Below are 22,832 nucleotides of genomic sequence, written 5' to 3' on the forward strand. Positions count from 1 at the left end.
TGCATGACCTGTTCTTATCATTTCCATTCCATGTAGAAAACTTAGCCATCCCATTCTTAAGATGGCTAATAAACCCATTGGTATTGCTTTTTTCTAATATCCCCCAAAGCTCGCCCATAAAAATGGTTTTCTACAATCATTGACGGGTTGCTCCAAGACAGCATGGTAATTAAACGTTTGTGTAAAAAAGGGCTTATTACCGCCATGTAAAGCTTCCTCACTTAATTTAGGTAAAATAATTGTCGGCGAATGGAGTAGATTTTAATGGTTAGCTTGTCAAATGCCCTCATGTGAGCCATTTCCCCTTAATACTGCATTCTTTGGCAAATAATTTGAATCTTCCCTTTTACACAATCTATTGAATAAATAGGGCTTAACTCCTTTAAATACAAGATTCAAGACCAATATAAAAAGAAAAAGAAGTCGAAACCAATCTTCAGCGCCAAGGTTAAAAAGCCCACAGGAACCGTCCCCTTGGTCATAATATATAAAAGAGCCACTCTTTACCAAAAGAGTGGCTCGATATAATCGTTATGATGTTCATTTGGATCCAAAAATATTCCTGGAGCCCTTTCTACAAGTCCCGCACAGTCATTTTCACTTTTCGCCCAACCAATACCCAGTACAGGAATAAGCTAAAAGCGGTTATGAGTACGAGAACAAAAAGGATATTACTAAACATGGAAGCGTCCGGTTGGCTTAAATACCCCAGTATATTGGAACGCATAGCGGAATGGTCCATCATCGCCGCAGTATAGGCAATTCCAATTGACATCGCAACATTTAGTGTTAAATTATAAAATCCAATGGCTGTCCCTGATTTATCTTTTCCAATCGTGCTAATACATGATTCTAGCATTGGTGCGTACATCAACGCGAAAGAACTCGAGAATACAATCATGGATAGGACAAAGACAATGACGGAGGTATTTACAAAGAAACCGCCCAACAACAAACTGCCGATCATTCCAGTCATGGCGATCGTGATACATTGTCTGCTTCCGAGCACCTTTGCAATTTTTCCAGAAAGCGCTCCTACGATCGCAGCCAATAAATACGCTGGAATCAATAATAGTGAAATCGTATCCAACTTTAGGCCATAAAGCTTTTCTAGCAAAAATGGAAACAAGAAAATATACGCTAATTGGACTGAATAAATCACGAAAGCGACTCCAAGTAATGAGATAAACTGCTTATTTTTAAAGAAAGTTATCCCAATGAATGCTCTTGAATTCTTGCTGATATAAGCAAGAAATAAAGCAACCGCTGCCACAAATGCTAGAAGATAAACCCAATTGAAATCGGTAATATACAACAGCAGGGAAGCAGCAATACCCGCAACCAGGAATAATCCTACTACATCCACATGACTGTTTTTCGTCTCTTCCTTAGGCAGGTATTTCAAAATAAACGGAAGGGTAAAGAGAGTGACTAATGGAACTAGAAAAAGAGTTGTCCAATGAAAATACGTAGAAACATAGCCCCCCGTTAATGCACCGATAACCTGTGATAAAGCAAAACTGCTTGTACTCAACCCCAAAAACTTCTTCTGTTCATGTACAGGCAAATGTTTGGTAACGAAGATCACATATAGGGTTTCAGCTGAAGCCAAACCTGCTGTTTGGATGATTCGTGAAACAACTACGAGTAAAAAAGAATGTTGAAAAAGATAGCCCATTACGGAGCCTACACAAATTAAAATAATCCCGATGGTTAAAAGCTTTCGAATACTAATGGAATCTGCCAAAGCCGCGTAAACCACTGCTCCAATTCCAATGACTAGCCCGGCTAAGGTTGCCTGCCAGCTCACTGTTGTTGCGGAAATATGAAAATCCTTTGCCATATCGATAGAAACAATTTTAAATGAATTATCAATGATTAAACATAATAGAAATAACAGAAGCATCACAGGCACAGCTTTCTTAACACTATATTCCTGAGTTTCCGTTATGGTCGCATTTGCGCTAATGGTGGTCATTACGGTTTCCCTCTCTTTTCGTTAATCTCTATCGTATAAATCTAGCATTTGAACACGATTCACGGCTCGCATGTACAAAACATCCTTGCTTGGTATCGTATTCAAATGCTTATTGTCGTGCTCTTAAGCCAGTTCCAAGGCAATTTCCATCATATTGGTGAACGCAACTTGTCGTTCTTCCGGTGTCGTTTGTTCATGTCGAATCATATGATCACTTACCGTTAAAATTGTAAGCGCGTTAACCCCTGCATAGGCAGCATTCATATAAAGACCAGCTGTCTCCATTTCCGCACATAGAATTCCCATTTTACGCCACTTTTCCACAGCTGTTTCATCGGCGTTATAAAAAATGTCGCTTGTGAGGACATTTCCAACATGAACAGGGAGTTCCTTTTGATCGGCTACCTTTTTCGCTTTTTCTAATAATGCAAAGGAAGCAATATTGGAAAATTGTCCAGGGAGATTGTACTGATGTACGTACCGTGAATCGGTTGATGCCCCCATGGCAAAAACAATATCATATAAGTTCATATGATCCTGCATTGCACCGCAAGTACCAATGCGAATCAAGTTTTTCACACCAAATACGTGGATTAGTTCCCAAGAATAAAGGCTCATACTCGGCATACCCATTCCGGTACCCATAACGGATATTTTTCTTCCCTTATACGTTCCTGTGTACCCAAACATATTGCGGACAGAATTGAATTGGACTGCATCCTCTAAATAGGTTTCTGCAATGAATTTTGCTCTTAATGGATCCCCTGGCAAAAGGATCGTTTCTGCAATCTCTACTCCATTTGGTTTGATATGCGCAGTTTCTTTATGTCCGTTTGTATTCATCTGTACTCTCTCCTTTTATCCTGTTTATTTGTAGTCTGTCCAAGGCATAGCGAAAAAATTTCCACTTGTTTCCGCTTACAACTAATTGTACAAAACTCATCTAAAATTACATATCATTGTATAGTTGTATAAAAACTTGTACATATAGCAACAATAAAAAGAATAGCATACTATTATTTGGTTCACAACTACCTTGTTAAAAAAAATATGACGTTTTTGTAACAAAAAAAAGCAATTTCCCACCTAATTTGATGGGAAATTGCTACGTATTTACAAACTCTATCACTGTCTCTATTTGGCTGAATTAATGGTTATTTGGCTAGATTCTGTTGGAATATAAAATTTATTATAGATAACAGGATATTTATCACTTATATAGACGCTTTCAACGATTAAATCACAATCTTTATCGTTAGCTATCTCATATTTTAGTGAAGGGATGGAGTCGGAACGTCTAAGTTCAATGGTCGCAGAATTTGCAAGCTCGTATACTTTTTTGTCGATCATATCTAATAATTGTTGTTCATCTTGTAAATCTAAATTCAATTCCGAAACGGCTTCAATAGCCATGACTGAAAAAGCAAAGGCTACGGCTTGATTATTTCTTTTATACCAACGTTCAATGGCAACAACAGCGGTCATACTCCGATTTAAAACCTGCTTCGCGTAATCACTTATGAGTTCAATTCGAAATTGTATTTCGACATCATCGATTTGTCCTGAAATGCATTTATATATGGGGTTTCCCAGTTTTTCTAAGCCAGTCATGTTTTTATTATGATGAAATTTTGTAATAAAATTTCCTTTTCCATGGATATTCTTAACCAAACCATCTTCCTGCAATCGTGATAATGCGTGCCGCAGTGTCATCCGACTGACGCCAAAAAGCTTGGCCAATTCCGGTTCTGTTGGTAGTCTGCTGTCAGGAGGAAACGTTCCATCCATGATAAGTTTATACAATTTATCATAAACAATCGCAAACAATGGCCGCTTGGTTTTCTGAAGATCCTCTGGTTTTATATTCATTCTCTTACACACCTTTAAATAAACTATTGGCCCTGCTCATTCTTATTAACAAATAAACTATAAACTATTTTCCGCACATTAATCAACTATCCCTCCCATGTATTTATTTTCTTTAAAAAAGCGACTCTTCCTTCCGCCACTTATACAATTCCTACTTATAGTAAAGTGTAAAACTATTAAATATAACAAAATTCACATTTACTAAATAGAAGAAAAAACTACTTATTTTTAAATAAACTTAGCTGTTTTTCTCTATTACATATATTCAAAATATTGTGATAAATTAAAACGACATACAGACTTTTACCCCTGTGTGAAAACTATAGTTTAAAAAGGAGGAATGTATAAAATGAAAAAAAGGGCTTTAGCAACAACTGTATTAATCATACTGTCCCTTATTACTGTTACAGTCGTTGGAGCAAAATCGTTATATGTAACAAAACCAGTGCCAAAAGAGGAACGTCATTCTATTTCTGAAATTGTCCATCCAAATAGTCAGTGGGAAAAGGTGGCTGTTGGAAGTGGATTTATGGAGGGTATTAATTTCGACCGTGGCGGGAATATTTGGATGGTTAGTCCGCCTACAGGCGAAATTATTAAGGTCGAAAACAATAAGCTTTCAATCGTGGAAACATATGTAGGGGACCTCCCTGTAGGGACCAAATTCCACAAGGATGGACGCCTTTTTATCACAGATGTTACGGGAAAACTTTACGCCTATGACCCTGTTACGAGAGAGCGCACGACCATTGTTGATTCTTACAATGGCAAGCCTTTAAATGGCTTAAATGACCTCGTATTTGACCAATCTGGCGGGCTTTACTTTACAGAGCCAATGGGATCGAGTGCAACAAAACCAATAGGCCGTGTTTTCTACCTGCCGCCGAATAGTAAAGAACCAGTACTCTTTCAAGAAGGTATTGCGTATCCTAATGGAATTGCGATATCAGCAAACGGTCAACGTGTTTATATCTCTGAATTCGCTACCAATCGAATTATCTCTGTGCCTTCAAAAGAGGCTAAAGACGCGCGTGAAACACCCTTTGTCTTCGGTCAATTTGAAGGCGGAATCGGTCCAGATGGTTTGGCCGTCGATACGGAAGGAAATCTTTATGTAGCCCATTTCCAGGCTGGCGAAATAGTCGTACTTGATGCCAGTGGATTTAAATACGGTACCATTCGCCTGCCTAAGGATGCGGGGACTTTTACCACCAATCTGACTTTTCATAATGGATACCTTTATGTAACAGAGTCATTGAAAAATGAAGTCTGGCGAATTAAGGTCAAAAAGGAAGGGTTGCAGCCTTACGGGTTACAATAGCTATTAAAGCAAATATATTTAACAAACCGCTGAGTATAATCCCAGCGGTTTGTTATTATTCGTCTCTCTGGTTTAGGTTTAAACGATTTGGCGTTCCCAGTGGCGGTGAGCAGAAATAGATGTTACAAAATCCTCCGCAAACTCTCTCATATCATCTCCAATTACAACGCCGGGACTGCTAATTAAATTCCCCGCTTGCAGCCATTTTATGCCTTCGTTTGTGGCACCAATCGGCTTGAAGTGAGAGAATGCCTCGTTAATGAAATAGGCTGCGTTTTGGTTAAACTTCTTACATTCACTATTTCCACCAACTGCATAGATAGCGTCAAATAATACAGAATCCGCCGTTAAAAAAGTATGGTTAACTTCGAGCTCTGTACCATCAGAACCTTTGCATGTTCCGAGCTTATCGCTAATGATTTCAACTTGAATGCCTTCTGCTTTTAGGGCTTTCAATACTTCCGATACATCAGCACCGTTATAACCGTTGCTAATAATCACACCTACTTTACGTGTTTCCGGTCGTTTCTTTGTATTTATCTGGCTAAGTGCTGGAGATGATTTCATTACTTCTGATTCTGAGACTTCTCCTTGAGGCGGGGCTGCACCGATCCCATCCGCAATGGCCGTTGAGAGCTCTAAACTAACGCTCGCAAACATATCGACCACTTGTTGCTGTACATATTTACTCTTTACTTTTCCAAGCTCAAAACGGAATGCGTCAAGGATGTGCGCTTTTTCAGTATTACTCATACTGTTCCAAAACAGTCTAGCTTGAGAGAAATGATCTTTAAAGCTTTCGCTGCGGCCTCGTACCTTTCTGCCTTCTATTTTTTCCTGATAATGAACATACCCACCTTCTTCTTCACTTGCGGGAATAGGTGTATTTGATGCTAGTGAATTATGATGATAGCTAACCTTCCCTTTGTTAATAGTTTGACGTCCAAAGCCATCACGCTGATTATTATGGAACGGACATACAGGTCGATTAATCGGCAGCTCATGAAAGTTTGGTCCTCCAAGGCGAAGTAATTGTGTATCTGTATAGGAAAATAAGCGGCCCTGAAGCAAAGGATCATTCGTGAAATCGATACCTGGTACGACATGACCTGGGTGGAATGCTACTTGCTCCGTTTCAGCAAAAACATTATCGACATTACGATTCAATGTCATTTTCCCAATGATTTTCACCGGTACTTCTTCTTCAGGCCATAATTTTGTTGGATCGAGCACATCGAAATCAAATTTAAATTCATCTTCTTCCTCTATCATTTGGACACCTAATTCATACTCAGGAAAATTGCCGCTTTCAATGGATTCCCATAAATCACGGCGATGGAAATCAGGATCTTTACCTGAGATTTTTTGCGCTTCATCCCACACTAATGAATGAACGCCCAAAATAGGCTTCCAGTGAAACTTTACAAAACGTGCTTTACCTTGATGATTAACAAATCGGAAGGTGTGAACGCCAAACCCTTCCATCATACGAAAGCTACGTGGAATTGCACGGTCTGACATATGCCACATGACCATATGGGCAGTTTCTGGATTGTTCGCGACAAAATCCCAAAATGTATCGTGGGCCGTTGCAGCTTGTGGAATCTCATTATGAGGCTCGGGTTTGAGAGCATGCACCAAATCTGGGAATTTAATCGCATCCTGAATGAAAAAAACCGGAATATTATTGCCAACTAGATCATAATTACCTTCTTCAGTATAAAATTTTGTCGCGAAGCCACGGACATCCCTAACGGTCTCAGCTGATCCCCGTGAGCCTGCAACAGTAGAAAACCGGACAAACACAGGCGTTTTAACAAAAGGATCCTGCAAAAATCTTGCCTTAGTATACTCTTTCATTGACTCATACACTTCAAACTCACCATGGGCAGCGAAGCCGCGAGCATGCACAACACGCTCCGGAATACGCTCATGATCAAAGTGCGTCATCTTTTCGCGAAAATGAAAATCCTCCATTAAAGTCGGGCCACGTTCACCTGCTTTTAAGGAAAACTCATCCTCCGAAACCTTTAACCCCTGATTGGTCGTCATTAGTTTGCCTTCATCATTAACCCGGAACTGCTCTAGTTGCTCATTTTTACTGTTTTCATTCACGTTCTTCCCCTTGCCGCTCATGATCGTTCCTCCCTCTAGGTATTTATTATGTAAAAACATTACTTATCTCGTACCCTAGTAAGAGTTAGATTAAACATACCTTTTAAATTTGTTTCACCTGAGGCTAAAAATTGCTGAGTCGGGGACTGACCCCAGATTTTAAGAAAATAAAAAAAGACCTTTGATTCATAAAATCAAAGGTCAAAGTTGAACTTAGTGGTCTAGGCTAAGTCCTTTTTAGGAGGTCTAAACTCAGAAGAATTTAAACTATTATTATAGTAACACAAAATGTATTTTTATTCAATATTACAAATATTTATGCAAATACACTTTTTAGTGGCTCTTCCTACTCAGATAAAAATTTTTCCCCACATGTCTTCAACCATTTCTCTTAAACACCTGACAATCATTTGCCGGATTTCATGAAATGAGGGAACTCCCTTTTTCATCATCCTTCAATTGATCCGTCAAATGCTGTTATGAGGTTCACAACTTTGTAACAACTTTCTGTAAACTACCCTGTCCGTTTCCCTTTTCGATTTATATATAAAGGGTAGAAAGGCTGGTGCATTTTTGTGAATTTGAAATCAGGCAGAATTGAAGGGTTTGAACGGTATTCTCAGTTTGAAAGTTTGAAAGAGTTCAATACGCATGTGGAGATGTGGTTGGCGGTGAAGAAACAGGAGTTCTCAAAAGGTGAGCTTGTCGGTTTGAAACGGCTGGTTCGTTTTTCTGTAAAAGTACCAGGAGTTTGTAATGCAAAGATTGGGACGTTACTTAAAGCGATTAATGAGGAATATCAAGGGAACGGAATCTCTCGCTCCACATTTAAAAGAATGCTCGGCATAGCAAAAGATTTAGGCATCCTCACCATCTATGAAACTGAACGAAAAAATGGCTCCCAGACGAGTAACTTATATTGTTTTAATCGGTTCCCACAAAGCGAACCACCCAAAGCCGAAAAATTGAACCACCCTAAAGAAACTAATAATCTTTTAAAAACTAATCATAAAGAGACTACTAAACGTAACGAAGCGCCGATTGAACTCGATCACACGTTTGTTAGTGATAAAGTTCCACAAACATTTGTCCAGCTCGTAAAATACTTTTTCACTGATGCGAAAACCATTGAAGAATACTGGCATATGGTCCAAATCGCAGCATTTCGATTTGATTGTCACCAACATACAGAGGACGTTCTCGCTATTGCTATTAACTCTTTTAAACAGCTGGTCCGTAAACTTAAATCTACCAAAACTGTAGCAAAACCGGTGGCATTCTTTTATGGCATTCTAACAAACAAATTAAAAGAGCTGTATCTCGCTCAATTGCCTGAAGACAGAAATGAGCGTCAATCGTTACGCTATGTGCTCAGAACAGGCGAAGTCATGTATTATGATTGGCTGCACACCGAGTCCTAAATTTGAGAACGGACCTACCAACCTTCGACACGGTCCGTCAACCTTATTTTCAATTAATCGTTTGATTAAAACCGCCTTTAATACTTTAAATAAGCGAACCCCTGGTTGTTTTTAAGAAAGTTTTTTGTCGAGGATTGGGGCAGTTTCTTAAGACAAGGTTTCAGAGATATGACAGGAATCGATTTTAAACAATCGTTTGATTAGCTTTGGAAGGAATCCAGCAGCACCAAGGAATTCGGGTTGGTTTCTTCTACTAGCAAGATGTGATTTAAAGACCAAGGAAATATAACCTATTTTCACTAAATCATCTCGACAATTTTCTTCCGGTTAAAGAGAAGAAAACGCAGTATTACCAGCACGTAATGCCATTCTAATCAAACGTTTAGTTAATTCAAATTCTATTAATCAAACGCTTGATTAAATTGCGGATGAACCCCTTGTACATGGTTTTTCCCTTGAATTCAGGCGAGGTAATTGTCGAAAATCAGGTTAGATTTTTTAGATTGCGCCTTAAAAGAAAAGTAAAAACTACCAAAATACACAACCTGCCAATCTTCTACTATTAAAAATACCACCTAAACGTTTGATTGATAATAGGTTTACATAGAGGGGGATAATAAGGAAAAACATAGTTCAATATAACGTTTTTTAAAGTGAGGTCTTATGTACTACAAGCGAAACCCCCATTTTTTGGATGTAAGTGATATGATATAAATATAGAAAAATAGAAAGGAGAATCAGGATGAACCAGGATATTTTATTTCGGAATAATGTAAAGATTAAAGGCAAAGGTAAACAATCAATGATTTTTGCTCCTGGCTTTGGCTGTGACCAAACGGTTTGGAAGTCGGTTGCTGAAGCCTTCGAAAAGGACTACCAAGTTATTTTATTTGATTACGTAGGTTTGGGTCATTCAGACATACATGCTTATGACTCGAAACGATATAGTAGTCTTGTAGGCTACGCACAAGATGTGCTTGATATTTGTACAGCCTTAGATTTAAAGGATATTGTATTTGTTGGCCACTCTGTTGGGAGCATGATTGGGTTACTAGCATCATTGCGTCATCCTGAGTACTTCTCTCGCCTCGTTATGATCGGCCCTTCCCCATGCTACCTAAATGATCCTCCACATTATTACGGCGGCTTTGAAAAAGAGGAGCTTTTCGGCTTGATTGATATGATGGAGAAAAATTACATAGGCTGGGCAAATGTGTTTGCTCAGACGGTAACCAATAATCCGGAGCTGCCAGAAGTTAAACGTCAACTGGAAGAGCGCTTTTGCTCCACCGACCCTATTATTGCACGGGAATTTGCGGAGGCTGCATTTTTCGCCGATAACCGCAGTGATTTAAAAAAAGTAACAGTACCATCACTTATTTTACAGTGTTCCAATGATATTATTGCTCCATTAGCAGTAGGAGAGTATATGCATCAACATCTTCCTACTAGTATGCTAAAAATAATGGCTGCAACCGGACATTGTCCTCATATGAGTCATCCCGAGGAGACGATTCGCCTCATTACCCAATACCTGAACGAAGCATCTGTATCTGTAGTAGGCAGCCCAGCAGTTAGAGGGGTTACGCTTTAATGGACGAACAATTAGATCAAGCACCTTGTGGATTTCTTACACTATCAGAAGATGGTTTTATATTAGCGATTAATCAAACTTTGCTCAAGATACTTAATTACAACCAAGATTCATTAATAGGACAGCATGTCAATTCTATCCTCACTGTCCCTGCCCGTCTGTTTGTACAGTTTTATTTTTTCCCACTAGTAAAACTTGAACATCGGGTAGAGGAAATGTATATCTCACTTGTGAACACTAAGGGAGAAGAGATTCCCGTTCTGATCAATGCTCTCCTAAAGAGGGAAAAAGAGAGAACAGTATTGGATTGTATTTTGATTCCTATGCATAAAAGAAACGAGTATGAAAATGAATTGCTTTTAGCAAAAAAAGAAACCGAAGAAGCCTTAAAAGCAAAACATAAGGCGATGGCGGAATTAGAGACGACCCTTAAAAAGCTGGAAATCCAAAAAGAAGCACTACTTGAACTGAACCAAGAAAATCAAAAATATCAAATCGAAACAAAGAAAGAGTTAGAGCTGGCGAGAATCATTCAAGAAACATCATTAACCGATCCGATTAACAATGATCAATTTCAAATGGAAGTATTCTATAATGCATCTGGTGAATTATCCGGTGATATCTACGGGATTTATAAAATTGATCCATATCGCTATGGAATCATTCTGCTTGATGTGATGGGCCATGGTATTTCTTCAGCATTAATCACCATGACTCTTCATTCTCTGTTTCAAAGATTGATTTCAGCAGGATTTCCTGTTGATCTTGTGATGAAAGAACTGGATAGCCACCTTCACAAATTGTTTCATAACAATGAGGAGGCTAGGCATTATTCGACCGCTATCTATCTGTTAATCGATACAGATAAGCAAAAAATTGATTATGTCAATGCTGGTCATCCGCCTGCTTTATGGCAGGACCCTAATGGAACGCAATATGAATTAAGCTCTACAGCTCCACCACTTGGAACATTTGAGGATGTTGTATTTAAAACAAATACTTTCACCTACAAAAAGGGAGGCAGACTGCTCCTTTACACAGATGGTGTTGATCCCCTTGCTTCAAACTATTTAGCCCCATTATTAAGGAAAACGGCATTATTACCTTTATGTAGACTGAAACAGGAAATTTTAACGTGCCTACATAATGAAAAAAATGTATATCATAAGAGCGATGACGAAACCTTTATTCTTGTTGACTTCAAATAAAAATTCCAAACCAAAAAATAGAGTAGGCGCATGAACAATTCATGTGCCTTTTAATCAAGCGTTTGACAACATTCAAGATCATTAATTCAAACGTTAAAATACCTAACCCTTGGTCACATATTCCTATAAATCCCCCCGTAAACATCATTGGACTCGGAGTAAATGTTATATTAATACTGCTCGGAATAATACCAAACTTTGTTTAAAATCATATGACTAACCAGTTGATATTTACTACTAGGGGAAGCTGAGCATGTTGAGTTTCCCTTCATTCTGTCTGAGTTTTCCGTCTAATGACGAAAAACAGAACCGTCCATTTCTGGGCATTAATGGTCTGCAGTAATACACAGGCAATGGTTAACTCTTTTCAACATATCTCTTAATCGACATACTACAAACCTCTTAAATACCGCAAATGCTGATAAAATAACTGTTGCTGCGAAAGAAAATCGGGAGGGTGTCCTAGAAAAGACAATCCGCTAAACAACAAAAATTAGTACAACCGTTTTTTAGTTACCAACATTAATGCCTGTGAACAACATCCTCATTTAAACCAAGGTTCACCCAAAAGAACTTGTAGACCTACTGAGTCAAAAAGAATATGGACCAATACTATCAGAATGGCTAGCAAAGCGCATAGGTGAATTATCACGAAATTTGTCGAAATCTAGTGACTTTTCACTATTCTTATGCTTATAATATAGGGTACTTAGTTAGAGGCAAACTCACTGAAAGATGAGGACGCAAAGCTATAGGGGCTTCTGTTCTAGGACCAGCCAGCCAGTTACCATCAAATAAAAAAAGGGGAATTTTTGATGTCAAAAAGTATGTGGACCACACCTGAAGAAGCAATGCGGAAGAAGAAAATAAAGAAAAACCTACTTTATATTGCAATTATGATTGGCACCGTCGTTCTGAGTGCAGCCGTGACGATACTCGCCAACTCAATATAGAATAATTTATGTTTACACAGTCTAAAACCCCTCTTCAAAAGAGGGGTTTTTCTCTACTATATTCTACTGAACAATCTTACTAACAGCCGCAGGATTAACGCCTCCACCGATTTGGTGTACGTATTTAGCCTGTTTACCAGCCAAAACCTGTTGTTGAGCTGGCAGAAGTCCTACAGAGGATGATACCAACAAAACAGGCGATCCCAATTTTGCTGCCAACGGTCCTGCTGCTAGTGCGTCTACTAAACTTGCGGTTTCTGATTTTGCTAAAAGAATGCTCTTTAATTCTGCCTCCGGATAGAACTTGTTAATAACCTTCGCATTGGTTTCATGACGATCCCAGCCGCTCAGTCGATTTCCAAGAACATTCCCAGAGGTGATTTTATCAATCTCAGTAAGGATTCCATTTCCAATTACCGATTCACCACCGATAAAATAGGCATCCGTTAATCCTTCCGTTTTCAACCAGGCCAAGGTTTCAGTCGGTACAGACGTTTTGTCTGCTAGAATGATAGGCTGCTTTTTCAAACCTGCTTGCGCGGCGATCGAAAGTGCATCCGGTTCACCAAAGCCATAGGCCATGTAAATCGTGTTCACATCCACTAATTTATCAAGTTCCTTCGCAATTAATAGGGAAGTATCTTTACGGTTAATACCTCCAATGCGAGTGACTTTATATCCTTTCGCTGCTAATTCGCTTTCCACTTTTGGTGAAATGACGCTTGTGCCGCCGATTAAAATAATTTCTTTGGCTTTTAAGCGTGTGATTTCATTCATGGTTGGCTGTGGAATTGAATCCGCTGTTGTTAACAGGATCGGTGCATCCTTTGCAGAAGCTAACGGAGTCGCTGTTAGCCCATCAACAATGGCAAAGCCATTAACCAGCAACACTGTGTCTGCTGTATCCCAGCCTGTTTGTGCAACCTTAACTGCTGTTGTATACCTCGTATCACCAACTAATGGTACAAATTTGTTCGTAACTGTAATTTTTGCCGCCGGACTTACGTTTCCATTAGGGTCCACCGCATGAACTTCAACTACTTTTCCGGCAGTCTGTTTAGGAATGGTAATAGAGTACTTTCCGTTACCATCGCTAACTCCCCGGCCAATCTCCATACCATAAACCTTCGCAATAACAGTAGTATCAGGTTCCGCAGTTCCTTTTAAAACAGTTTCGCGATCTGTCAGCTGGATGACAGTCGGTGTTTCTGGCGATGAGATATCCATTACCGCGATGGTGACAACATCCGTTGCATTCCCTGCTTTATCGATGGCTATCAGCTCTAATAGAGTTCCAGCCTTTTGAACAGGAATCGTAACGGTAAAATGCCCGTCTTCTCTTGCTATATCAGTTCCAATTACCTTACCATTCACCCTCACTTCTACCCTCGCACTAGGTTCTACTTGACCCGTTACAGAAGTATCTTGGTCTGATACTGGTTCTGGATTGAAGTGTTCCGGAGCTGTTACGTCTTTGACCATTACTTGGACAGATTCACTTTTATGTCCCGCTTTGTCGATTGCGTAGATTGTTAATGGTGTATCAGCCCGCTGGACAGGGATAGCCACTGAGAAATTCCCATAACCATCAACGATCCCCTCTCCTATTATGGAGTCATTAACAGTGACTTCAACGGTAGATCCCACTTCTGCTTGCCCAGTAACAAATGTATCTTTTTCCGTCACTTCATTTACAGTTGGTTTAAGAGGGGACGTTACGTCTTCGACAACCACTTTGGTTGCTCCACTTACATTACCAGCCTGATCTATAGCCGTAATCACTAATTCCGTTCCAGCCTTTTGAACAGGAATTATAACAGTAAACTTACTGTCTTCACCTGCTGTACCACTGCCAATGTTGTTTCCATTGACATTCACCTCAACAGTTGAGTGTTTCTCTGCTAAACCGGTTACCGCAAGATCTTGATCGGATACCTGATTTACACTAGGTGCCTCTGGTGCAGTATTGTCCATAACCATTATTTCTTTGGATGTTAACAGTTCATTTTGAGTATTATAGACTTCAAATGTTAAGGTGCTATTTTCTACTAGATTTCCAAGCTGGATCTCAAAATATCCCTGCTCATTCGTAGTAGTCGTTCCTAAAAGTTGATTATTTTCTACTACCTTAAGTGTTGAATTAGGGTATGTTTTCCCCGTAATCGACTGTGAATTCGTGTCGAAATCATCAATATAAAGCTCTGCTGCTTCAAAGGACTGGTAATAGTTATATCCGGATAAATCTGTGATTTTAATATTCAAGGAAGCATTGTTTCCAATATAAAAATCGTTCACTTTAAATGTCCCATCTGACCTTAATGGGATATGTTGACCATTGATTTCCAACACCACAAAAGGAAGTGTTGCCCCAGATAGATTTACTCTGCCATCCCTGCTGACAAGCGGAGTGTCATAGAGAGTAAATGGCACTTCGGTAAGAATCCGGTTACTAGCTGAGATCGTAGAAATAGTGTTTGACCCTGTTAAAACCGCCTGCCCATTGGCAGGAGTATAATAACCAAAGTAAATGGCATTGGCCTTTAGCGTCCCGTATAATTTAAGGCCGCCATAGCTGCGTAAACCACCTAGAACATAGACATTTCCGTAAATCGTGACGTTTGGGTTGATTGTTAAGACGGCACCCGGAGCAATGTAAACATCTGAATACACCGTTTTGTTCGACCAGGTTTCATCTGAACTTACAATATAATTATCCAGTGGAGCGACTGATGAAAGGATGGTAAAATTCCCTGCACTTAAATCCACTGAATTCGCATCAATAACTATAAAATTTCCATTCTGATCAACAATCTCAACAGAATCAACGATCCATTTCCCAAGTTCCATCGAGCTATCTATAGTCATCTGAAAAGTAAGATTTTGTCCATCATAGGCAAGTGGTATCGACTGAATCACCTTACTATTAGGTGCAATATAGTTAATAAATGCACCTCGAACCGTTGAGTTTTCAGATGTGTCAATAAAGAATTTCAAGTAATCTCCATACTCAACCATTTTCTTATCCACGGATAGGGATACGAAAGAAACAGGTGTACTTTCTTCAGTAACAGTAACTGTGGCTGCCTCACTTACATTTCCATAAAGATCCGTCGCCGTTACCGCTAACTCCGTCCCGACTGTCTGCAACGGAATAGCTACAGAAAATTGACCATTTGCTTCAACTGTTCCCGTACCTATCACAAACCCATTTGCATGTACATCCATTGTAGAACCCTCTTCTGCGGTGCCTGTCACCAATGTATCCTTATTGGAAACTTTGTTTACTATTGGAGATGCTGGAGCAGTTTTGTCCTGAACGGTGATGCTGGTTGGATTACTAAAGTTTCCAGCTGTGTCTTCGGCATAGACTTGGATCACGGTACCGGCTGGTTGTGCCTGGATCACGAGTGTGAATTCTCCTCCACTGCTGGTGGTTCTTCCGATTTCACTTTGGCCGACCTTTGCGTAGACCGCTGCGCCGGATTCCGCATAGCCTGTTAGTTGATTGTCTGCATCACTAACGGGGTTAACTATCGGGCTTGCTGGAGGGGTAGTATCACCTTCCCCAGTTTCCCCTTTCATAGAATAAGTCGTGTAGGTGACATCTCCGCCCTTATCGGATGGGATTTGAAAGCCGTCTTTAGAATTATAGGTTGTAACCACAGCGCCCCCTCCACGAAGGTTAGCAGAGCTGCCTGTATAGATTTTTTCTTCTAATGCATCAAAAAACGGATCACCTTTAAAGCCGTATAGTCCTGTTGACTCTTTTAACAGCAAGGCAATTCTAAAATTCGTCATTAACTTTCCAAAGTTCATATCAGGACTAATATACTTTTTCGCAACATTTTCTACTGCTTGATAGTTATTGCTTGTATCATTTAGGATTTCTTTAAAAATAGAATCCCCTTGGTTTGATTGAAGTTTAATATACTGCCCAAATAAATAGGACAAAGCATAGTTTGATAGCGTGTCACCACTATTATCCCAGTACAAAAGAGAATGACCATTTGTAATGGCATTCGACGAATTATAATAATTCACTCGACTGCTTAGTCCTTGACCAGAATAAATTTGTTCTGCTGCCATAGATAGAGCCTCATTCAGCCAGGTTTCCATGTTACTGGTTCCTTTCTCAATGAGAACATTTCGATTAAAGTTCACCATATGCTGAAATTCATGTGCCAGCGTTTCAAATGCACTTGTCACATCTTTAGTGGACCCCATCCCCATTGCTGGGTACGTATCAATATAAAAAATCTCGGATTTATTAGAATTGGTAGTGTTATAGAGATCGCCCGACCAGAAATATCCGCCGACATATCCCCCACTGCCAGAAAATCCGTCTTGGATATCAAACGTTAAAATATTGATCTTCCCATCAGCATTCACATCTGATTCACGGCCAAAATTATTCGTGACCGATGAATAGATTTTCGCATCAAACTCTTTCCCCAGCTGTTCCGCTTGCAAATCAGTTATTTGGTTCTCATGAACCCATACATTCGCTTTCGTACCGCTGTAGGCTAATCTAGCATTAATTTGATAATCCGAATTAGTTTGTAAATTCGTTACCCAAAAATTGTTATAGTCGCCTTTATTGAAAGATTGAAGAATAGATTTTGTGCTTTTTTGAAAAAGCTTGCCTTTATTCGCAGCGATATCAAAAGGTTTATTAAAATCTACCTTGTAGGCATCCTGCTCTAAACTTTCATCCATGGTATAGTTCTTGGTTTCTAGATTAAACATACCTGTGGGCTGCGTTGAAAAAGCATTGGTAGATTCATTGCTAATGACTGCATACGAATCCGCTTCTGTACTTTCACCTGAAGAGTAAAATGGATTCGAAACCTTAAAAGTCGTGACATCTGAGTAGTAGGCATCATAAGCCGTTTTAGAAATACCGACTCTCATATAGATATAAGGCTCATTGGTGAAATCAGCTTTAGCAATATGTGAATTTACATACGTTGCCGTAATCCCTGCCGTATTATATTGTGTATATCCTACATTCGATAAATAGTTATTATCTTCCTTATAAAACTCAATGGTTAAACTGCTATCTTTTGAATAAGCCTGATTGGAGCCGTAGTACAATTGAATTCTCATAAAATCGGAATATAATGTAGAATCAGTAACATTTTTATAGTAGATAGATTGATAACCTAGATAACTATCAAGTAAATTATCAACCAAACCGTTCTCTGCTATAAGTGGATAATTAGCTGGATCCCGATAATCAGCCTCTACCGATAAAGATTGTTTAGGCTCACTGCCTCCCATGACCTTTGCATTGATACTTTCTTCTGTTTTAGGAGTATTCACTCCTTGTTCCTGTGCATATACAACCCCATTGACGAGTATCAGTTGTATTACAAGTATGATTGCTACTACCTTCCTCAAGTCCCCAACCTCTTCCATATTTAATCTCTTCTATCTTGGTCTATCAAAAGGAATATGTACGGGATCCCTTTGATAGAGCATAGTACTATTTTACTGCAACAATAAATAAGTTTATATGAAATTCCAGTTTTATGGAATGTTGTTTTTTAAGATTAACAAAAAAGTAACTCAAGTTAATCGCTTTCCTCCAGTTTTTCTTTTTGTGAATTCATCCATCAGGAAAAAAATAATAGAACATATAGTTGGGATAATGAAAACAAGACCGTACACGTCGTCAAACAGACTAAAAACAGCAGTAAATAGACCAAATCCTATATGGATAACGGCAGATATAAAAGCACGTTTTTCAAGGTATCTGTTCGATATAAGTTCTGCAATGATAGAAACAGGAATTCCATAACAAAAAATTCCTATAGAACTGAAGAATACAGTAGATAGAAATCCTATAATAATAGAAACATCAAAAGAAGGTAGAGCCGCAATTACAGATGCTGCAGTAAGCCCAAATGAGAAAATAAGTGTTGTATACAAAGCTGTCTTTATTTTTCTAAGTCTATCTTCAAACATGACTTTTCTGGCAATAGGTAATAAAAATGAAATAGAAAAAATGGTAAGTACCAACTGTATATATGTAGGTATATCAGAGACATAGATAATAAAAATGACTAATACAAAACTGATAGTAGGAATGATGTTTTTGGCTTTTAGCACTCTAATCCGCCTTTCAAAATAATCGCTGCAACTTTAATTTAATTCCCTTGTCATAGTTCTTAATTTGTTTGTAATCGTGGTTTAATGTTCATTCTGTATGATGAGCAGTATTCCATGTAAAAACAACTAGAGGAGTACTGACATATGAGAAAATTAAAAGCTATTCTTTGTTTTATTCGTAGATACCATAAATTTAGCTATTATACTGATAAATGCATTCATTGTGGGCAAGAAAGAACACAATCATAATTTCCGAAACGGATCAATGTGAAAATGTGCACTAACATGAAAAAATGCCGACTATAAGGAAAACAACTTCCACAATTTTGCTTAAAGCTGGCTACATACAAGAAAACCTTCCGTATAAGATAAAACGGAAGGTTCTCGAGTTTTTCAGATTGTCCGTAGGCTTTACTCAAAATTAAACCATCATAATACTTTTAGTCCATTTAAAAGCCTCATTGTATTGATTTAGCGCAAAGTGATCCTCAATCTTCAATCTGTCACACCAAGAATCAAAGTCTTCCCAATCTCCTTTTTCTATTGAAATACACAAATTTAAAATTTCTTTCAGCTGATTCGTTTCCCCTTTAAGGGCTTCACAAATGTTTGCCGCCAGCGGCATTAATTTCAAAATATGATTCATGTCCATCCCTAGCAATGTATCCATAAGGGAAAACATACCTGTTAAAAAGTAGGAGGACGATTCATTTTGATGATATCTCTGTTTAGCGAGGGCTTCACACATTTTTGCTCTCGTAAGACTTTTATGTAAAATTTCTCTCGTCCATTCACTATATTCATTGACATTTCCCCTAATCGACAGTAGGTATAACCACTTTTTTAGTTCCTTCAAGCCGATACGAACCACAGCTTGCTTGATGGAGTTTATTTTATTGACGCCCCGAAATGCTGGTGAATTAACTAGTTTAAGTAGTTTATAAGATAACGATAAATCTTGTTCTATCAACCACGTTATTTCATTAAGATCCGGTTCATCTTTAGAAAGAAGCTGGTTGATTTGAAAATGGTTTTGAAGATACTCCGGAACTTCCTGGGTGGAAACGATTACAGGCTTAGAAAAAAAATAGCCTTGAAAATAAACATAGCCCTTATCTACAGCTGATTCAAACTCCTCTAACGTTTCAACTTTTTCTGCAAGTAATTTGATATTATATTTTAACGAAACACGCTCAATGACTCGTCGCATTTCTTCGGTTGTATTTCTGAAATCAACTTTAATAATATCGATATAGTTAATCAAGGAAAAGAAATGCTTATTGTTTTTATTGAAAATAAAATCATCTAAAGCAATTTGAAATTTCTTACTCTTAAGTTCTTTACAAATATTCACTAATTCAATCCCGATTTCAACACTTTCTAAAATCTCAACTACAATCTCATCTGGTTTAAAAAAGGCAGGAACCCCTGACTGCAATAAGTTTTCTGTAAAGTTAATAAAACAAGGTTTTCCATCCGACAGTTCATTCATACCGATATTTAAAAAACTGTTAATAATAACATCGGTGGTAGCCACATCACCATTAATATCTGAAAAACTATTTTTTTGGCTATTACGGTACAGCAATTCATAGGCGATGATTTCTTTCTCTCTAGTAAATATTGGTTGTCTTGCTACGAAGACCTCCATACTTATCCCCCTCAAACGCGCAATACTATGTATGTTGTATTTGCTTCATATGAATAAATAAAAGTTCCGTTCGTTTGAACTCTAGATATAATGGATATCTAGATGAGTCTTCCCCTACTAAATAACTAAATCAAATTCGAACCTGATACCATACTCATAATAACTATTTTTAATTTTTGTTTTTCTGATTATTTTCCCCAAAAAGACTAGATCATTATTGTTTAAGGTCAAATGTATCTTATAGTTTGCTAAAAAATTCACGAAAAGCTCTACCTTAGAAATAAATCTTAGCCCACCTGCACTAATATCAACCACATGTACATAGACAACATCGTTCAAACTTAAATCATTAGAAAATGATCGAGTTATTAGTTCTAACGTCGCTAGTATGGGTTTATCTAATTTCACTCTATTGAATTCTCGACGATTAAGCATATGTATATCCCCTTAAAAATCCACAACGTTTTCCTTTGACCTATATTATAATAATTATAGGTATTTAGCACCAAATTAAAATACCTGATATTTCTATTAATTATAAATTATAGCAATATTATTTGAAAAATTTGTCAGAATTTGTTGTTACTTTAGTTAAGTTTATTTTTTTATTACATCTTTCGATAAAGAAGTTTCCAGTTATCCCATATTTTTAGAAATAATAGGATAAAGATGTTAGAATAGTAGATAACAAATATATTATAGGGGGCAACTATGAGAAAAGTTTTTAGTATCTTAGTAGTATTTTTGCTTGTGGTTACATCTTCTCCGCAGTCATTATTTGCGGCTGAAAATTTTGAAAGGGTTACTTCTCAGTCACAGGCTTTGACATATCCGTGTGCACAACCAGGTGTGGAATACACATGTAGTGAGATCAACGAGATGTTGACGGAAAGTGCAATTGCTCATGGAATTCCTCCAGAAGTTGCTAAGGCAGTGGCCTTCAGGGAATCAAATTGGCAGCAGTGGGAAGATAAAGAGCAGACGATCCCTACATTCAATAAGAATAATGATGGCGGGATTGGCATTATGCAAGTAACCGATAAGAGTGGACGCTTTAATGAGGAAAGTTTGAAGAACGATATTCAATATAATATTGATAAAGGATTAGAAATTCTAAATGAAAAGTGGGAGCTCGGCATACGCGGGGTCATTCCTACGATCAATGATAACTCAAGAGATGTTATCGAAAACTGGTATTTTGCAGTGTTGGCCTACAATGGCGTAGTGGAAAAAAATAGCCCTACTAAGAAACTTGATGGCAGCAGAAATGCAACTGCCTATCAGGAAGAGGTATTTAAATTTATTGAAGAGAATAATGGTATGACCTTAAAAACTCTTCCATTTACTAGAGAAGATTTTAAATATGATCCTGCGGATGAGGATACAGCGCTTATCTTTAACAAACTGCACTATGAAGTACCGGGCCCTTTAACCAAGTCTAGACAATTATTCTCAGAAGGCGATAAAGTGTACACAGTTGTCGGTACTAATTTGAGAACCAGCAAGGACGGAGCAGGTAATAATCCTCTAAGTAGCAGACAAGTTGCTGAGATTCTTGAAGAAACCGTTTTTTATGACACCTCTTTACAATCACCTTTCCGCCATTGGGTTCGTTATCATATCCAATTACAGGATGGAAGAACAGGCTATGTAACATCAGGTGCACTAGAGCCGATTACATCAAGGGTATCTGGTGCTACTCGCTATGAGACTGCTATTGAAATTTCAAAAGAAGGCTGGCAGGATGGCGCTGATACAGTTGTTCTTGCACAGGCCATGAACTTTCCAGATGCACTAGCAGGTGCACCTTTAGCTTACAAATATAATGCACCGATTTTATTAACGGAAACCGCAAAACTAACAGATGCAACCAAGAAGGAAATAGAAAGACTTGGTGCAGACAGAGTGATTATATTAGGAAGTCAAGTAGCGGTAAGTAAACAAGTTGAAGATGCGTTGGTTTCTATGAATCTCAAAGAAGTGAAGAGAATTGGTGGAGCAACTCGTTTTGAAACAGCCCAATTAATTGCAAATGAATTAGGTTCTACTAATGGAAAGGCAATTGTCGCAACGGGCTTTGAATTCCCGGATGCTCTTGCAGTTGCACCATATGCTGCTCGAAATGCAATTCCAATACTTTTAACAAATCCAAATTATATACCGGAGTCTACGATGCAAGCACTCCAAGGAAAATCAACCATCTATGCTATCGGTGGAGAGAATGCATTGAATGCACCAGTAATTAATAAACTTCCAGGAACTGTGCAACAAATTGCAGGTGAAACTCGTTATGATACGGCTGCAGAAATTATTAATGCTTTTGATCTAGGGGATCAGCAAGCACTAGTAGCAACAGGTACAGGCTTTGCGGATGCATTAACGGGTGCTGTACTGGCGGCAAAGAAAAACGCTTCGCTATTATTAGTAACAAAAGATGATGTTCGAACACCTATTGAAACTATCATTAAACAACGCAGTATCCATACTTTCACCCTCCTCGGAGGTTCGGATGTTGTTAATGTTGACAATGAACTAGCAGAATTAGCAACATATTCGCTTCAATAACTAGTTTTAAAAACCAAGGAGAAATCCTTGGTTTTTTTCTATAACA

The 22,832-nt window shown here is 38.3% G+C and carries 14 protein-coding genes and 1 riboswitch; of the genes, 6 read left to right on the plus strand and 8 right to left on the minus strand.

The features are described 5' to 3' along the window. Positions 1-574: 574 nt before the first annotated feature. The 3 genes from F4694_RS12285 to F4694_RS12295 form a co-directional block, all read right to left on the minus strand. Positions 575-1,978 carry an MFS transporter gene (locus tag F4694_RS12285; RefSeq protein WP_179598228.1) on the minus strand — a complete coding sequence of 468 codons (1,404 nt, stop codon included), beginning with the start codon at positions 1,976-1,978 and terminating at the stop codon, positions 575-577. A 123-nt stretch (positions 1,979-2,101) separates the two neighbouring features. Beyond that, positions 2,102-2,821: a purine-nucleoside phosphorylase gene (gene deoD, locus F4694_RS12290; RefSeq protein WP_179598230.1), complete on the minus strand. Its 720-nt coding sequence runs from the start codon at positions 2,819-2,821 to the stop codon at positions 2,102-2,104. 291 nt (positions 2,822-3,112) lie between these two features. Beyond that, positions 3,113-3,847: a GntR family transcriptional regulator gene (locus tag F4694_RS12295; protein ID WP_179598232.1), complete on the minus strand. Its 735-nt coding sequence runs from the start codon at positions 3,845-3,847 to the stop codon at positions 3,113-3,115. Positions 3,848-4,196: 349 nt separating this feature from the next. Here F4694_RS12295 and F4694_RS12300 point away from each other — a divergent pair, with 349 nt between their 5' ends. Further along, the gene (locus F4694_RS12300) at positions 4,197-5,168 is read left to right on the plus strand and encodes an SMP-30/gluconolactonase/LRE family protein (RefSeq protein WP_257029216.1); all 972 of its coding nucleotides are present in this window, start codon (positions 4,197-4,199) and stop codon (positions 5,166-5,168) included. Positions 5,169-5,246: 78 nt separating this feature from the next. Here the strand turns inward: F4694_RS12300 and F4694_RS12305 are convergent, their stop codons facing one another. Further along, positions 5,247-7,304 (minus strand): catalase, encoded by a 2,058-nt coding sequence (locus tag F4694_RS12305; protein ID WP_179598236.1) that lies wholly within the window; start codon positions 7,302-7,304, stop codon positions 5,247-5,249. Between the two features lie 554 nt (positions 7,305-7,858). Here F4694_RS12305 and F4694_RS12310 point away from each other — a divergent pair. From F4694_RS12310 to F4694_RS12325, 4 genes are all read left to right on the plus strand, one after another. Then, positions 7,859-8,704, plus strand: coding sequence for a hypothetical protein (locus F4694_RS12310; RefSeq protein ID WP_179598238.1), 846 nt, complete (start codon positions 7,859-7,861; stop codon positions 8,702-8,704). Positions 8,705-9,446: 742 nt separating this feature from the next. Further along, the gene (locus F4694_RS12315) at positions 9,447-10,298 is read left to right on the plus strand and encodes an alpha/beta fold hydrolase (protein WP_179598240.1); all 852 of its coding nucleotides are present in this window, start codon (positions 9,447-9,449) and stop codon (positions 10,296-10,298) included. Beyond that, positions 10,298-11,506 carry a SpoIIE family protein phosphatase gene (locus tag F4694_RS12320; RefSeq protein ID WP_179598242.1) on the plus strand — a complete coding sequence of 403 codons (1,209 nt, stop codon included), beginning with the start codon at positions 10,298-10,300 and terminating at the stop codon, positions 11,504-11,506. Before F4694_RS12315 ends, F4694_RS12320 begins: the two co-directional genes overlap by 1 nt. 708 nt (positions 11,507-12,214) lie before the next feature. Beyond that, positions 12,215-12,298: riboswitch (cyclic di-GMP riboswitch) on the plus strand. A 23-nt stretch (positions 12,299-12,321) separates the two neighbouring features. Continuing rightward, positions 12,322-12,459 (plus strand): hypothetical protein, encoded by a 138-nt coding sequence (locus F4694_RS12325; RefSeq protein WP_179598244.1) that lies wholly within the window; start codon positions 12,322-12,324, stop codon positions 12,457-12,459. A gap of 63 nt (positions 12,460-12,522) precedes the next feature. Here F4694_RS12325 and F4694_RS12330 read toward each other — a convergent pair whose 3' ends face one another. From F4694_RS12330 to F4694_RS12345, 4 genes are all read right to left on the minus strand, one after another. Then, positions 12,523-17,859: an Ig-like domain-containing protein gene (locus tag F4694_RS12330; protein WP_179598246.1), complete on the minus strand. Its 5,337-nt coding sequence runs from the start codon at positions 17,857-17,859 to the stop codon at positions 12,523-12,525. A 168-nt stretch (positions 17,860-18,027) separates the two neighbouring features. Next, the gene (locus F4694_RS12335) at positions 18,028-18,570 is read right to left on the minus strand and encodes a hypothetical protein (protein ID WP_179598248.1); all 543 of its coding nucleotides are present in this window, start codon (positions 18,568-18,570) and stop codon (positions 18,028-18,030) included. Positions 18,571-18,991: 421 nt separating this feature from the next. Continuing rightward, entirely contained in the window at positions 18,992-20,221 is a 1,230-nt protein-coding gene (locus F4694_RS12340; protein ID WP_179598251.1) for an EAL and HDOD domain-containing protein, read from the minus strand. Positions 20,222-20,338: 117 nt separating this feature from the next. Next, complete coding sequence (locus F4694_RS12345; RefSeq protein WP_179598253.1) at positions 20,339-20,656, minus strand: PilZ domain-containing protein; 318 nt, start codon at positions 20,654-20,656, stop codon at positions 20,339-20,341. A gap of 276 nt (positions 20,657-20,932) precedes the next feature. Between F4694_RS12345 and F4694_RS12350 the strand changes: the two genes are divergently transcribed. Continuing rightward, positions 20,933-22,786 carry a cell wall-binding repeat-containing protein gene (locus F4694_RS12350; protein ID WP_179598255.1) on the plus strand — a complete coding sequence of 618 codons (1,854 nt, stop codon included), beginning with the start codon at positions 20,933-20,935 and terminating at the stop codon, positions 22,784-22,786. Positions 22,787-22,832 lie beyond the last annotated feature (46 nt).

This window comes from Neobacillus driksii (genome assembly GCF_013409995.1).
GTDB lineage: Bacteria > Bacillota > Bacilli > Bacillales > Cytobacillaceae > Neobacillus > Neobacillus driksii.